The sequence below is a fragment of the Pseudomonas sp. 8_5_2 genome (genome assembly GCF_059295255.1).
This window is the reverse complement of the sequence record NZ_CM181238.1, coordinates 1,223,598-1,238,721: the sequence shown is the minus strand read 5'-3', so window position 1 is coordinate 1,238,721 and position 15,124 is coordinate 1,223,598. Positions and strand designations below refer to the sequence as shown.

The 15,124-nt window shown below is 62.0% G+C and carries 15 protein-coding genes; 1 reads left to right on the top strand and 14 read right to left on the bottom strand.

What is annotated here, in order from left to right:
* Position 1 precedes the first annotated feature (1 nt).
* From lpxB to rpsB, 14 genes are all read right to left on the bottom strand, one after another.
* Positions 2 to 1,129, bottom strand: a complete 1,128-nt coding sequence (gene lpxB / locus AC5O5R_RS05585; RefSeq protein WP_172219534.1) for a lipid-A-disaccharide synthase — start codon at positions 1,127 to 1,129, stop codon at positions 2 to 4.
* Position 1,130: 1 nt separating this feature from the next.
* Entirely contained in the window at positions 1,131 to 1,907 is a 777-nt protein-coding gene (gene lpxA, locus AC5O5R_RS05580) for an acyl-ACP--UDP-N-acetylglucosamine O-acyltransferase (RefSeq protein ID WP_494515042.1), read from the bottom strand.
* Positions 1,904 to 2,344 (bottom strand): 3-hydroxyacyl-ACP dehydratase FabZ, encoded by a 441-nt coding sequence (gene fabZ, locus AC5O5R_RS05575; RefSeq protein ID WP_008094893.1) that lies wholly within the window; start codon positions 2,342 to 2,344, stop codon positions 1,904 to 1,906. The genes lpxA and fabZ overlap by 4 nt, the downstream gene beginning before the upstream one ends.
* Before the next feature lie 114 nt (positions 2,345 to 2,458).
* Entirely contained in the window at positions 2,459 to 3,514 is a 1,056-nt protein-coding gene (gene lpxD, locus AC5O5R_RS05570; protein ID WP_172219530.1) for a UDP-3-O-(3-hydroxymyristoyl)glucosamine N-acyltransferase, read from the bottom strand.
* A gap of 1 nt (position 3,515) precedes the next feature.
* Entirely contained in the window at positions 3,516 to 4,019 is a 504-nt protein-coding gene (locus AC5O5R_RS05565) for an OmpH/Skp family outer membrane protein (RefSeq protein ID WP_012270843.1), read from the bottom strand.
* Positions 4,020 to 4,063: 44 nt separating this feature from the next.
* Positions 4,064 to 6,427 carry an outer membrane protein assembly factor BamA gene (gene bamA / locus AC5O5R_RS05560; RefSeq protein ID WP_494515041.1) on the bottom strand — a complete coding sequence of 788 codons (2,364 nt, stop codon included), beginning with the start codon at positions 6,425 to 6,427 and terminating at the stop codon, positions 4,064 to 4,066.
* 73 nt (positions 6,428 to 6,500) lie between these two features.
* On the bottom strand, positions 6,501 to 7,853 hold the full coding sequence (gene rseP, locus AC5O5R_RS05555) for an RIP metalloprotease RseP (protein WP_494515040.1): 1,353 nt from the start codon (positions 7,851 to 7,853) through the stop codon (positions 6,501 to 6,503).
* A gap of 70 nt (positions 7,854 to 7,923) precedes the next feature.
* Entirely contained in the window at positions 7,924 to 9,114 is a 1,191-nt protein-coding gene (ispC, locus tag AC5O5R_RS05550; RefSeq protein WP_172219525.1) for a 1-deoxy-D-xylulose-5-phosphate reductoisomerase, read from the bottom strand.
* Positions 9,111 to 9,926 (bottom strand): phosphatidate cytidylyltransferase, encoded by an 816-nt coding sequence (locus AC5O5R_RS05545; protein ID WP_172219523.1) that lies wholly within the window; start codon positions 9,924 to 9,926, stop codon positions 9,111 to 9,113. The genes ispC and AC5O5R_RS05545 overlap by 4 nt, the downstream gene beginning before the upstream one ends.
* Complete coding sequence (gene uppS, locus AC5O5R_RS05540) at positions 9,926 to 10,681, bottom strand: polyprenyl diphosphate synthase (RefSeq protein ID WP_172219521.1); 756 nt, start codon at positions 10,679 to 10,681, stop codon at positions 9,926 to 9,928. Before uppS ends, AC5O5R_RS05545 begins: the two co-directional genes overlap by 1 nt.
* A gap of 15 nt (positions 10,682 to 10,696) precedes the next feature.
* Complete coding sequence (frr, locus tag AC5O5R_RS05535) at positions 10,697 to 11,254, bottom strand: ribosome recycling factor (RefSeq protein ID WP_172219519.1); 558 nt, start codon at positions 11,252 to 11,254, stop codon at positions 10,697 to 10,699.
* Positions 11,251 to 11,994, bottom strand: a complete 744-nt coding sequence (gene pyrH / locus AC5O5R_RS05530; RefSeq protein WP_027920035.1) for a UMP kinase — start codon at positions 11,992 to 11,994, stop codon at positions 11,251 to 11,253. The genes frr and pyrH overlap by 4 nt, the downstream gene beginning before the upstream one ends.
* Positions 11,995 to 12,171: 177 nt before the next feature.
* The gene (gene tsf, locus AC5O5R_RS05525) at positions 12,172 to 13,035 is read right to left on the bottom strand and encodes a translation elongation factor Ts (protein ID WP_172231884.1); all 864 of its coding nucleotides are present in this window, start codon (positions 13,033 to 13,035) and stop codon (positions 12,172 to 12,174) included.
* Between the two features lie 186 nt (positions 13,036 to 13,221).
* Entirely contained in the window at positions 13,222 to 13,959 is a 738-nt protein-coding gene (gene rpsB / locus AC5O5R_RS05520; RefSeq protein WP_172231881.1) for a 30S ribosomal protein S2, read from the bottom strand.
* Between the two features lie 347 nt (positions 13,960 to 14,306).
* Between rpsB and map the strand changes: the two genes are divergently transcribed.
* Entirely contained in the window at positions 14,307 to 15,089 is a 783-nt protein-coding gene (gene map, locus AC5O5R_RS05515; protein WP_172231877.1) for a type I methionyl aminopeptidase, read from the top strand.
* Positions 15,090 to 15,124: the final 35 nt, after the last annotated feature.

The window sequence follows — 15,124 nt, the reverse complement described above, 5'->3', positions numbered from 1 at the left end:
GTCAGCGGTCCTTGAGCAGGGCCAGTACCGCCTCGGCCGCCTGGTTGGAGGCGTCACGGCGCAGGGTGCGGTGAATTTCGTCGAAGCGTTCGGTCTGCTGGCTGCCATCGCCAACCAGTGGCGCCAGGGTGTTGGCCAAGGCTTCGCTGGTGGCGTCGTCCTGCAGCAGCTCGGGTACCAGCTCGCGCTGGGCCAGCAGGTTCGGCAACGAGACGTAGGGGCTTTTCACCAGGCGCTTGAGTATCCAGTAGGTCAAAGGCGCAAGGCGATAGGCGACCACCATCGGACGCTTGTACAGCAGCGCTTCGAGGGTGGCGGTGCCCGAGGCGATCAGTACTGCATCGCAGGCCGCCAGGGCCTGGTGCGACTGGCCATCGAGCAGGGTCAGCGGCAGGTGCCGACCTTCGAGCATCTGCTCGACCTGGGCGCGTCGCGCGGCGTTGGCGCAGGGCAGCACGAAACGCACGCCCGGCACCTGCTGGCACAGGCGTTCGGCGGCATCGAGGAACAACGCCCCAAGGCGCCCTACTTCGCCACCTCGGCTGCCCGGCATCAATGCCACCACCGGCCCGTCGTCGAGGCCCAGCGCAGCACGTGCCGCCGGCCGGTCGGCTTCAAGCGGAATGGTGTCGGCCAGCGGATGGCCGACGAAGCGTACCGGTACGCCCTGCTCCTCGTAAAAGCGCGCCTCGAATGGCAGCAGGGTCAGCATCAGGTCGCAACCCTCGCGAATCTTCAGCACGCGCTTCTGCCGCCACGCCCACACCGAGGGGCTGACGTAGTGCACGGTCTTGATCCCGGCCTGGCGCAGTTTCAGTTCGATGTTGAGGGTGAAATCAGGTGCGTCGATGCCGATGAAGACATCGGGCTTTTCGTCAATCAAGGTCTGGATCAGCAGCTTGCGGCGCTTGAGCAGCTCGCGCAGGCGCCCCAGCACTTCGACCAGGCCCATCACCGCCAGGCGCTCCATGGGGAAGTAGGATTGCAGCCCTTCGGCTTCCATCAAGGGGCCACCAACGCCGATGAAACGGACGTCAGGGTGGCGCGCCTTGAGCGCACGCATCAAGCCTGAACCGAGAATATCACCACTGGCCTCACCTGCGACCAGGGCTACGCAAAGCTGGGCCATATCAGCGGGTGATGCCGCGAGCGGAGTTCACGATCGACTGACGGAACAGGTCGACTTCAGGGTGCTTTTCGGCCATTTCGGTCAATTCCTTCAGCGCGTCTTCGACGGTAAGGCCCTGGCGATAGACAATCTTGTAGCAACGACGCAGCACGTGGATCACCTCGTCGCTGAACCCCCGGCGGCGCATGCCCTCGAAGTTCATGCTGCGGGCTTCGGCAGGGCTGCCGAAGACGGTCACGAAGGCAGGTACGTCCTTGCCGATTGCCGTGCCCATGCCGGAAAACGCGTGGGCACCGATATGGCAGTACTGGTGCACCAGGGTATAGCCGGACAGGATCGCCCAGTCACCCACATGCACATGGCCGGCCAATGCCGTGTTGTTGACCAGGATGCAGTGGTTGCCGATGACACTGTCGTGGCCGATATGGGCGTAGGCCATGATCAGGTTATGGTCGCCCACGGTGGTTTCCGCGCGGTCCTGAACGGTACCGCGGTGAATGGTCACCCCTTCGCGAAACACGTTATGGTCGCCGATCACCAGGCGCGTCGGTTCACCCTTGTACTTGAGGTCAGGGGTGTCTTCACCGATCGAGGAAAACTGAAAGATACGGTTGTGCTTGCCGATACGGGTCGGCCCTTTGAGCACAACATGCGGGCCGATGACGGTGCCCTCCCCGATTTCTACATCGGGGCCAACGATCGACCAAGGGCCGACCTCGACACCCTCGGCCAGCTTGGCCGAGGGATCGATAATGGCCCGAGGATCAATCGAATTCATAGGGAGCGTTCCGCGCAGGTGATCTGTGCCGAGCAGACCGGCTTGCCGTCGACCAGCGCGCGGCATTCGAACTTCCAGATCATGCTCTTGCGGCTGAGGAACTTGGCTTCCAGTACCAGCTGGTCACCCGGCAGTACTGGTTGACGGAAGCGCAGTTTGTCGGAGCCGACAAAGTAGTACAGGGTTCCATCGGCCGGCTTGGCATCGAGCATCTTGAAACCGAGAATACCGGCCGCCTGGGCCATGGCTTCGATGATCAGGACGCCCGGCATGATCGGGTGCGCTGGAAAATGGCCGTTGAAGAACGGCTCGTTGATGCTGACATTCTTGTAGGCACGAATGCTCTGGGCCTCGAAGTCCAGATCCGTCACACGGTCCACCAACAGGAACGGGTAACGGTGAGGCAGGTATTCGCGAATCTCGTTGATGTCCATCATTTCGGGGGGGAAGCCTGTAATAATAATAGGGAGCGCAGGTGCTGACCAAACGCTCCTTTTGCAGTCCAAAGAGGAGCCAGCTAGCGACTGTTCACTCTTGCTCAGGGAATGGTATCAGCCTTCTGATGCCGGCAGGCCACCTGAGGTCACGGTATCGACGCGTTTTTCCAGCTGCTGGAGACGCTTGGCGATGTCGTCCAGATGGCGGATGCGCGCGGCGCTCTTGCGCCATTCAGCCAGTGGCTGCATGGCAGTGCCGGAAGAATAGGCACCCGGTTCTGTGATCGAACGGGTCACCATGGTCATCCCGGACACGAAAACGTTATCACAGACATCGATATGGCCAACCATGCCGACACCGCCGGCGATGGTGCAATGCTTGCCAATGCGCGTGCTGCCGGAGATACCGACGCAGGCGGCCATGGCCGTATGCTCACCGATCTGCACGTTGTGGGCGATCTGGATCTGGTTGTCGAGCTTGACCCCGTCAGCGATCCGCGTGTCCGACAGTGCACCGCGGTCGACCGCAGTGTTGACACCGATTTCCACGTCATCGCCAATGGTCACGCCACCGATCTGGGCGATCTTGCGCCACACGCCCTTCTCGTTGGCGAAGCCGAAGCCTTCACCACCAATCACCGCACCCGACTGGATCACCACACGCTTGCCGATGGTCACGTCATGGTACAGGGTGACCCGTGGCGCCAGCCAGCCGCCCTCACCGATCACGCAACGGGCACCGACCACGCAGTGTGCACCCACACTGACATTTGCCGCGATGCGCGCGCCGCTTTCAATGACCGCAAACGGCCCGATGCTGGCACTGGCATCCACCTGCGCGTCCTCAGCCACCACGGCGCTGGGATGAATACCCGCCACAGCCTTGGGTTTGGGGTCGAACAGGTGGGAAATGCGCGCATAGGCCAGGTACGGATCGGCGACGATCAGTGCATTGCCGGCAAAGCTATCGGCATCCGCAGCCTTCAGCAGCACCGCAGCCGCCTGGCTGTTGTCCAGGTATTTGCGGTACTGCGGGTTGGCGAGGAAGCTCAATTGGCCGGGGCCAGCCTCCTGCAAGGTGGCCAGCCCGGTAATCTGCAGCGCCTCGGGCCCCTTGAGGGTGGCACCGAGGGCCTCGGCCAGCTGGCCTAGCGTCATGGTCACACTCATATCAACGGGCTTGGTTCATGCGCTCGATGACCTGGCGGGTGATGTCGTACTGAGGCTTGACATCGATGACCGCACCCCGTTCGAGAACCAGGTCGAAACCACCTTTCTTGATCACTTCCTCGACAGCGCCATCCAGCTTCGGCTTCAGCTGCTTGAGCATGTCGCGGTCGGCAACGGCCTTGGCTTCGTTCAGCTCCTTGGACTGGAACTGGAAGTCGCGGGCCTTCTGCTTGAATTCGAGCTCCAGGCGCTCGCGCTCCTGCTGCTGCATCTTGTCACCGCCCTTGATCAGGCGGTCCTGGATGCCCTTGGCGCTGCTTTCCAGGCTTTTCAGCTTGGTCAGTTGCGGGCCGAATTTTTTCTCGGCATCAACCGCGTACTTCTTGGCGGCATCCGATTCGAGCAGGGCCATCTGATAGTTCAGCACGGCGACCTTCATTTCGGCGAAAGCCGGGGTGGCGACCAGCGCCGCGGCCACTACGGCCAGTTGAGCCAATTTACGCACGATGCACTCCTGGATAAACCGTTGTCGTTAAGCGAGGGCCGACCTTAGAAGGTCTGGCCCAGAGAGAATTGGAACACTTGAGTATCGGCATCGTCCGGCTTCTTGACCGGCATCGCCAGGCTGAAGCTCAACGGGCCCAGCGCGGTAATCCAGGTCACACCCAGGCCGACCGAGCTGGCCATGCCCGAGAACCCGACCTTCTCGCAATCAGGCTTGTTGCCGCAATTGGTGTCGAACACGTTACCCACATCCCAGAATACGGAGGTGCGCAGGGAACGCTGGTCTTTCACGAACGGCAGCGGGAACAGCAATTCGACACCACCTTGCACCAGCACGTTGCCACCGAACGGCAGCGGATCCTGGTCCGGGTCGGCGATGGTGCCAGGCCGGCCACCAGGGTTGCCTTCACCACGGCTCGGGGTGCTGCGTGGGCCCAGGCTGCTGTCCTTGAAGCCACGCACGGAGTTGAAGCCACCCGCGAAGTAGTTCTCGTAGAACGGCAGGCCAGAGGTGCTGCCATAACCATCACCATAGCCCAGCTCGGTGTGCAGGCGCAGGGTGTAGTCGTTGTTGATCGGCTGGAACAGCTGGCCGCGGTAGTCGAGCTTGAAGAACGACAGGTCGCTGCCCGGAATGGTGGACTCCAGGGTCAGGCTCTGGGAATGACCACGGGTCGCCAGCACGCCCTTGTTCAGGGTCGATTCCGACCAGCCGATCGAGGCCTTGAAGTTGAGGAAGTTGTCGCCTTCCTGGTCGAGGAAATCGAAGATCTCGTCAACGGTGTACTTGCCGGTCTTGATCTTGTCCTGCTGCACGCTCAGGCCGTAGGTCAGGCGCGAGGTTTCGCTGATCGGGTAACCGAGGCTGACGCCCGCACCGTAGCTGTCCACCGCATAGCTGGCCACGTCGACGTCGAGGTCGTCGTAGTCGGTGCTGCGGTAGAAGGCGTTGTAGCCCAGGCTGACGCCGTCGGCAGTGAAGTAGGGGTCGACGAAGCCGAAGTTGTAGCGGGTCTGGTATTCCGAACGGGTCAGGCCGATGGACACCTTGTTACCGGTACCGAGGAAGTTGCTCTGGCTGATCGAACCACCGAGGATCAGGCCGGCGCTCTGGGCAAAACCGACGCTGGCGGTGATCGAGCCGGACGCCTGCTCTTCGACGCTGTAGTTGACGTCGACCTGGTCGTCGGTGCCTGGCACTGGCGGGGTCTCGACGTTGACTTCCTTGAAGAAGCCCAGGCGCTCGAGGCGGGTCTTGGACTGGTCGATCAGGTAGGTCGACGCCCAGCCACCTTCCATCTGGCGCATCTCGCGACGCAGCACTTCGTCTTCGGTCTTGGTGTTGCCGCGGTAGTTGATGCGGTTGACGTAGGCACGCTTGCCCGGGTCGACCACGAACATGATGTCGACCGTGTGGTCCTGCTCGTTCGGCTGTGGCACGCCGTTGACGTTGGCGAAGGTATAGCCTTCGTTGCCCAGGCGGCGGGTGATCAGCTCGGAGGTGGTGGTCATCACCTTGCGCGAGAATACCTGGCCCGGCTGCACCAGCAGCAGCGACTGAACCTGGTCCTGCGGCACCTTCAGGTCACCGGAGAGCTTCACGTCGCGAACGGTGTACTTCTCGCCTTCGTTGATGTTGACGGTGATGTAGACGTGTTTCTTGTCCGGCGTGATGGACACCTGGGTAGAGGCGATGTCCATGTTGATGTAGCCGCGGTCCAGGTAGTAGGAACGCAGGCGTTCCAGGTCACCGGAAAGTTTTTCGCGGGCGTACTTGTCGTCGTTCTTGAAGAACGACAGCCAGTTGGTGGTTTTCAGCTCGAACAGCTGCCCCAGGGTTTCATCGTCGAACACGTTGTTGCCAACGATGTTGATGTGCTGGATGGCAGCTACGGTGCCTTCGTTGATCTTGATCTTCAGCGCCACGCGGTTGCGCGGCTGCGGCACCACTTCGGCGTCGACTTCGGCCGAGTAGCGGCCCTGGGCCACGTACTGGCGCTGCAGCTCATTACGCACACCTTCGAGGGTGGCACGCTGGAAGATCTCGCCTTCGGCCAGGCCCGATTGCTTCAGGCCCTTCATCAGGTCTTCGGTGCTGATCGCCTTGTTGCCTTCGATCTCGATGCTGGACACCGACGGGCGCTCGACCACGTTGATGATCAGCACATTGCCGTCGCGATTCAGCTGGATGTCCTGGAAGAACCCGGTCTTGAACAGCGAGCGGGTCGAGTCCACCAGGCGGCGGTCGTCGGCCTGGTCGCCGACGTTCAGCGGCAGGGCACCGAAGACACTGCCGGCGGAAACCCGCTGCAGGCCGTTGACGCGGATATCGGAGATGGTGAAGGACTCGGCGTGAACTTCAGCGATCATCAGTGCGGACATGACCGCAGTTAGCAGCAGACGTTTCATGAAGTCCTTTTATTCCAACTGGCAATAAACAACCCGCCGTGACAACACGGCAGGCTTGCAATTGAGCGAAGCTTTATAGTCGACCCAGATCGTTGATCAGGGCGAGCAACATCACCCCTACGACCAAACTGATACCGATCTGGACCCCCCAACCTTGCACCCGATCTGAGAGCGGACGACCGCGCGCCCACTCGACCAGGTAAAACAGCAAATGCCCCCCATCCAGTACCGGTATGGGCAGCAAGTTAAGAACCCCTAGGCTTATGCTCAGGTAGGCCAGGAAATTCAGGAAATCTCCGACGCCGGACTGGGCTGAAGCGCCCGCCACTTTAGCAATGGTTATCGGTCCGCTCAAGTTTTTTACCGAGAGCTCCCCGAACAGCATTTTCTTCAGCGATTCAAGGGTCAGGACGCTCATGCTCCAGGTGCGCGACAAGCCCTCACCCACCGCATCCAGTGGCCCGTAGCTGACTTCGCGGAGCATGTCGGCAGGCCATTCGCCACCTTTTACCCCCGCCCCCAGGTAACCACCAACCGCCTTGCCCTCACCCTTGCGGGCCAATGTCACCGGCACGTCCAGGGCAGCGCCATCGCGCTCGACGCGCACCACCACCTTGGCATCCGGGCGCGCACGCACGCTGTCGACCACTTGCTGCCATTGCGTCACCGCCACCCCATCGAGGCTCAGCAGCTTGTCACCGGTTTTAAGGCCTGCAGCCGCTGCCGGGCCCTTCGGGTCGATCTCGGCCAGCACCGGCACGATCGCCGGGCGCCAAGGGTGCAGCCCCAGGGACTGGATCGGGTCCGGCTCGTCGGCGCCTTTCAGCCAGCTGTCCAGCTTCACCTGCAGCTGGCGCTCGGCGCTGGCACCTTCATCACGCACCCCTACCTGCAAGGTGCCACTTTCGCCCAGGCGGCGCACCAGTTGCAGATTGACCGCCGACCAGCCGCTGGTCGGCTTACCGTCGACGGAAACGATTTCCTGACCCGCCGCCAGGCCGGCCGAGGCGGCCAGGCTGCCGGCGTCTACCGCACCGATCACCGGGCGGATCTGCTGGGTGCCCAGCATTGCCAGCACCCAGAAGAAAAAGATCGCCAGCAGGAAGTTGGCGATCGGGCCCGCCGCGACGATCGCTATGCGCTGGCGCACGGACTTGCGGTTGAACGACTGGTCGGCCAGCGCGGGCGGCACATCGCCTTCACGCTCGTCGAGCATCTTGACGTAGCCCCCCAGCGGAATCGCCGCGACCACGAACTCGGTACCCTGGCGGTCATGCCAGCGCAGCAGCGGCGTGCCGAAGCCCACCGAGAAGCGCAGCACCTTGACGCCGCAGCGGCGCGCGACCCAGAAGTGGCCGAATTCGTGGAAGGTGACCAGCACACCCAAGGCCACGAGGGTGCCGATAATCATGTAGAGCGCTGTCATGTCCATCTCCGAATGATGTTCAGCGGGCCGGCGTCATGCCCAGCCCCTCGCGAACCGTGGTGGGCCTGCATCAGCGACCGTGACGCCTCAGCCACTCACGGGAAAGCTCCCGGGCACGCTGGTCGGCGGCGAACACCGCGTCCAGCGACGGCAGCGGTACGACGGGCTCCTGATCGAGCACCTGTTCGATCATACCCGCGATATCGGGGAAGCGGATACGCCGCTCGAGAAATGCCTCGACCGCCACTTCGTTGGCCGCGTTCAGTACGGCGGGTGCGCTATTGCCGGCCTCGGCAGCCTGCCGGGCCAGGCGCAGGCAAGGGAAGCGCTGTTCGTCGGGCGCCTGGAAATCCAGACGGGCGATGGCAAACAAGTCCAGCGGAGCCACGCCCGAATCGATCCGCTCAGGCCAGGCCAAGGCATTGGCGATGGGTGTGCGCATGTCCGGGTTGCCCAACTGCGCCAGCACCGAACCGTCCACATAGTCGACCAGGGAGTGGATCACGCTCTGCGGATGCACCACTACCTCGACCTTGGCCGGCACGGCATCGAACAACCAGCAGGCTTCGATCAACTCGAGCCCCTTGTTCATCATGCTGGCCGAATCCACGGATATCTTGCGCCCCATGGACCAGTTGGGGTGCGCGCAGGCTTGCTCCGGCGTCACGTCCAGCAACGCCTCGACAGGCGTTTCGCGGAACGGGCCTCCAGAGGCCGTGAGCAGGATTCGACGGACACCCACGGCACTCAGGCCGCGCGCGTAGTCGCCAGGCATGCACTGGAAGATTGCGTTGTGCTCGCTGTCGATCGGCAGCAGCACGGCGCCGCTGCGCCGCACCGACTCCATGAACAGCGCCCCGGACATTACCAGGGCTTCCTTGTTGGCCAGCAACACCTTCTTGCCCGCTTCGACCGCCGCCAAGGTCGGGCGCAGGCCGGCTGCACCGACAATGGCGGCCATCACCGCGTCCACCTCAGCAGCGCAGGCAACCTGGCAAAGGCCCGCCTCGCCTTCGAGCACCTCGGTAGCACAGCCAGCCGCTGCCAGGCCCTCGCGCAGTCGCGCGGCCGCCTCGGTGCTGGGCACCACGGCAAAGGCCGGGCGATGCCGCACGCACAACGCCAGCAACTCGTCGACGCGCGAATAGCCGCTCAAGGCAAACGCCTGGTAACGGTCAGGGTGACGCGCGATCACGTCCAGCGTGCTCAGGCCGATCGAGCCAGTGGCGCCTAGCACGGTAATGCGCTGCGGGCGACTCACATCACACCCCATTCGGCAGCCCACAACAGCACGGCGAAAATCGGGATGGCCGCGGTAAGGCTATCGATGCGATCGAGCACGCCGCCATGGCCAGGCAGCAGGTTACTGCTGTCCTTGATGCCGGAACGACGCTTGAACATGCTCTCGGTCAGGTCACCGACCACAGAGGCCATGACCAGCAGCGCGGCACCCAGCAGGCCCAGCAGGATCTGGCCGACGCCCCAGTCGCGGCTGATGCCGACCCCCAGGGTAATCAGCAGGCTGACCGCCAGGCCACCGTACACGCCTTCCCAGCTCTTGCCCGGACTGACCTGCGGGGCCAGCTTGCGCTTGCCGAACGCGCGCCCGGAAAAGTACGCGCCTATGTCGGCGGCCCATACCAGCACCATTACCGACAGGATCAGCCAGTTGCCCAGCGGCCAGTGCTTGAGCAGTACCAGCCCTTGCCAGGCCGGCAGCAGCACCAGCAGGCCGATCAGCAATCGGCAGGCGGCACTGGCCCACAGTTCGCTGCTGCGCGGGTAGGTAAGCACCAGCCAGGTGGCCAACCCCCACCAGATAACTGCAGCCCCCAGCACCCAGGGCGCCAGCTCGGGAAGCACATACAGCAGCATCAGCGCCCCAGCGACCGCTGCGGCATAAGCGATGCGCAGCGGCTGGGCCATCAGCCCGGCGAGGCGCGCCCACTCCCATGCACCCAGGGTGACCACAAAACCGATGAACAGGGCGAAATCCCCGCCGTTGAGCAGGAAGAAACCGCCCAGCGCGATCGGCAGCAGGATCAGCGCGGTAATGATGCGTTGTTTAAGCATTAAGCACGAGCTCCAGCCTCGACCTGCTCGCTCGTCTTACCGAAGCGGCGCTGGCGCGAAGCGAAATCGGCCAGGGCATTGCGCATGGCCTCGTGTTTGAAGTCCGGCCAGTACAGGTCGGAGAAGTACAGTTCTGCGTAGGCCAGCTGCCACAGCAGGAAGTTGCTGATGCGGTGCTCGCCACCAGTGCGGATGCACAGGTCCGGCAGCGGTAGCTCGCCGGTCGACAGGCAGGTCTGCAAAAGGCCTGGGGTGATATCGTCCGGGCGCAGGTGCCCGGCCTGCACTTCCCGCGCCAGCCGCTGGGCGGCCTGGGCGATATCCCATTGGCCGCCATAGTTGGCCGCGATCTGCAGGATGAAGCGATTGCTGCCGGCGGTCAGCGCCTCGGCTTCGCGCATGGCAGCCTGCAACTCGGGATGAAACCGTGAACGGTCACCAATGATGCGCAGGCTGATGTTGTTCTCGTTGAGGCGCCTGGCCTCGCGGCGCAGCGCCGAGAAGAACAGTTCCATCAGTGCACCGACCTCTTCGGCGGGGCGCTGCCAGTTTTCACTGGAAAACGCGAACAGGGTCAGCACTTCGACCCCGGACTGGGCACACACCTCGATGACCGCGCGAACGGCGTCGACGCCCGCCTTGTGCCCGGCAACGCCGGGCAGCAGGCGTTTTTTCGCCCAGCGGTTGTTGCCATCCATGATGATCGCGACATGACGCGGCACCGAGGACGGCGCCGCTGGCTTGGTCTTTTCCATTAAAAAACCCCGGCCTTAGACGGCCATCAGGTCCTTTTCCTTGGCCTTGAAGGCTGCATCGGCGTCAGCAACGAACTTGTCGGTGAGCTTCTGGATCTCGTCAGCGGCGCGACGTTCTTCGTCCTCGCTGATTTCCTTGTCCTTGGTCAGCTTTTTCAGGTCGGCCAGGGCATCGCGGCGCACGTTGCGCACGGCCACCTTGGCATCCTCGACAACGCCGCTGGCCTGCTTGGTATAGCCCTTGCGGGTTTCCTCGGTCAGGGCCGGCATCGGCACACGAATAGTGGTACCGGCGCTGGACGGGTTCAGGCCCAGGTCGGAGGTGAGGATGGCTTTCTCGATGGCCGCGCTGAGATTCTTGTCGTGGGCAACGATTTTCAGGGTCCGGGCATCTTCGACGCTGATCGCGGCAACCTGGTTCAGCGGCATCTCGCTACCCCAGGCGGTGACCTTGACGCTGTCGAGGATGCTCGGATGGGCGCGACCGGTGCGGATCGCGGCCAGGTGGCGACCCAGGGCCTCGAGGGACTTGGTCATGCGCTCCTGCGCGTCTTTCTTGATGTCGTTGATCATTTTTGAACTTCCTCGATCAGAGTTCCTTCCGCGCCGCCATGCACGATGTTCAGCAGGGCGCCGGGCTTGTTCATGTTGAAGACGCGCAGTGGCATCTTGTGGTCGCGGCACAGACAGATTGCCGTCAGGTCCATCACACCCAGCTTGCGATCCAGCACTTCATCGTAGGTCAGATGATCGAACTTCTCGGCATGCGGGTCCTTGAATGGATCTGCAGTGTATACACCATCGACCTTGGTTGCCTTCAATACCACATCGGCATCGATTTCGATGGCGCGCAGGCAAGCGGCAGAGTCGGTGGTGAAGAACGGGTTGCCAGTACCGGCAGCGAAGATTACGACTTCCTTGGCGTTGAGGTGGCGCATGGCCTTGCGGCGATCATAGTGATCGGTCACGCCAACCATGGAGATCGCCGACATGACGATGGCGGTGATGTTTGCCCGCTCCAGCGCGTCGCGCATGGCCAGGCCATTCATCACGGTGGCCAGCATGCCCATGTGGTCGCCGGTAACGCGGTCCATGCCGGCTGCACTGAGCGCCGCACCACGGAACAGGTTGCCACCACCGATCACCAGGCCTACCTGGACACCGATGCCGACCAGCTGGCCGACTTCCAGCGCCATGCGATCCAGGACCTTGGGGTCGATCCCGAACTCTTCCGAGCCCATCAGGGCCTCGCCGCTAAGTTTGAGTAGAATGCGTTTATAGCGAGCCTGATGACCACTGCCCTGCTGAGCCATTGCGAATCTCTCCTGCGGCGTTTGTAAAATTCTGGCGGGCTTCTTGAGCCTGCGTATAACTCTAATGTGACGCAGCGACTGCGTCAGCGAGCAACGGCCTTGTAAACCGCTCCCGCTTTGACAAAGAGGCTGCGCGCGTGAGCGGGCAGCCTCTTTGTGGCGACAGACGGGGCTGTCTTACTGCTTGGCAGCAGCCAGCTGGGCGGCAACTTCTTCAGCGAAGTTGTCGACCGGCTTCTCGATGCCTTCGCCTACTTTGAAGTAAGTGAACGAAACGATTTCAGCACCGGCTTTCTTGGCCAGCTCGCCGACCTTGACTTCCGGGTTCATGACGAAAGCTTGCTCTTTCAGCGAGGCTTCGGCCTTGAACTTGGTGATACGACCGTTGATCATGTTCTCAACGATGTTTTCCGGCTTGCCGGCGATCTTGTCAGCGTTCAGCTGCAGGAAGACGGCCTTCTCGCGCTCGATGGCTTCGGCGGAGATTTCCGACGAATCCAGGAACTCCGGGTTCGAAGCGGCAACGTGCATGGCGATGTTCTTGGCCAGCTCGACGTCGCCGCCTTTCAGGACAACGACAGCACCGATCTTGTTGCCGTGCAGGTAGGCACCGACAACGTCACCCTCAACGCGCACCAGGCGACGGATGTTGACGTTCTCGCCTACCTTGGCAACCAGGGCTTCACGAGCAGCTTCACGCGAAGCGATCAGCGGAGCGGCGTCGGTCAGCTTCTGGGCGAAGGCTTCTTCGAGGCTTTCGGCGACGAAGGTTTTGAAGTCGTCTTGCAGGGCCAGGAAGTCGGTCTGCGAGTTCACTTCCAGCAGGACGGCGGATTTACCGTCGGTCTTGACGGCGATAGCGCCTTCAGCAGCGACGTTGCCAGCCTTTTTGGCGGCCTTGATGGCGCCCGAGGCACGCATGTCGTCAATGGCTTTTTCGATGTCGCCGCCAGCCTTTTCCAGGGCTTTCTTGCAATCCATCATGCCTTCGCCGGTACGCTCGCGCAGTTCTTTGACCAGCGCTGCAGTAATTGCTGCCATTTCAAAATCCTCTTGGAAAGTTTTTCAACCATTCCACCCGTTGCTCACGGGCGTTCAATTCTGCAAATCCGCTGTTTTTGACTCAGCGGGCCCATGATGCGGGGCCGATGCTGACAGCAGGATTTCAAGGTGGCAAAAAGGGGGCAGAGCCCCCTTTTTGCGTGCCAAGTCGACGCTAGCGTCTAATTACTCGGCAGCAGGTGCAGCCGCTTCTTCAGCGTAGACTTCGGTGCCGCCAGCAACGTGGTTGCGGCCGCGGATGATGGCGTCAGCCATCGAAGTCATGTACAGCTCGATAGCGCGAATGGCGTCATCGTTACCTGGGATGATGTAGTCAACACCTTCCGGGCTGCTGTTGGTATCGACAACGCCGATAACCGGGATACCCAGCTTGTTGGCTTCGGTGATCGCGATGCGCTCGTGATCAACGTCGATAACGAACAGGGCATCAGGCAGACCGCCCATGTCCTTGATACCACCCAGGCTGCGGTCCAGTTTTTCCAGATCGCGCGAACGCATCAGGGCTTCTTTCTTGGTCAGCTTGGCAAAGGTGCCATCTTCGGCCTGGGTTTCCAGGTCGCGCAGACGCTTGATCGAAGCACGAATGGTCTTGTAGTTGGTCAGCATGCCGCCCAACCAGCGGTGGTCAACGTATGGCGAACCGGCGCGAGCAGCTTGCTCGGCCACGATCTTGCCGGCGGAACGCTTGGTACCGACGAACATGATCTTGTTCTTGCCCTGAGCCAGACGCTCTACGAACGCCAGGGCGTCGTTGAACATTGGCAGGGTTTTTTCCAGGTTGATGATGTGAATCTTGTTACGCGCGCCGAAAATGTACTTGCCCATTTTCGGGTTCCAGTAACGGGTCTGGTGGCCGAAGTGCACACCGGCCTTCAGCATATCGCGCATATTGACTTGGGACATGATAGTTCCTTGGTAAGTCGGGTTGGGCCTCCACGCATCCCAATGACCAACCCGCGATTCCGAAGAGATCGGGGCACCCAGGTCATCGTGTCGACACGTGTGTGGGTTTGAAGCTCACGGGGTCATCCCCGAAAGCGGCGCATTTTATACCACAGACCGCGAGCGAACGGAACCCGAATACTGTTGCGTCCGTCAGCGGCTTTTGCAGCACCCCGGCTTTCGCGCCAGAATGCCAGCTGTAGACAGCAGCATGGCCGCCTTTATCCCGACCGATCGGCGCCCTGCTCTGCTAGAATCCGGCCTTTCCCGTTTGTTCGCGCCGTGCACGGCGCCGTAGAGAGCCTGTAATGACCGTCACCATCAAGACCGCAGAAGACATCGAGAAGATGCGCATCGCTGGCCGCCTGGCCGCCGAAGTGCTGGAAATGATCGAAGAGCACGTCAAGCCCGGTGTCACCACCGAAGCGCTCGACCGCCTGTGCCACGACTATATCGTCAACGTCCAGCAGGCCATCCCGGCACCGCTCAACTACAAGGGCTACCCGAAGTCGATCTGCACCTCGATCAACCATGTGGTCTGCCACGGCATACCCAACGACAAGCCGCTCAAGGACGGTGACACGCTGAACATCGATGTCACCGTGATCAAGGACGGCTACCACGGCGACACCAGCCGCATGTTCCACGTCGGCACCGTGCCGGTATGGGCCGAGCGCCTGTCCCAGGTCACCCAGGAATGCATGTACAAGGCCATCGAACTGGTCAAGCCGGGCTGCCGCCTGGGCGACATCGGCGAAGTGATCCAGAAGCACGCGGAAAAGAACGGCTTCTCGGTGGTACGCGAGTTCTGCGGCCACGGTATCGGCAAGGTATTCCACGAAGAGCCGCAGATTCTGCACTACGGCCGCGCCGGCACCGGCATGGAACTCAAAGAAGGCATGACCTTCACCATCGAGCCGATGATCAACCAGGGCAAGGCCGACACCAAGGTGCTGGGCGACGGCTGGACCGCCATCACCAAGGACCGCAAGCTCTCGGCCCAGTGGGAGCACACCCTGGTGGTGACTGCGACCGGCTACGAGATCTTCACCCTGCGCAAGGACGACACCATCCCGCGCATCTCGGCCTGACCGCACGCCGGCAGCCACCCCCGACAGGAACGTGA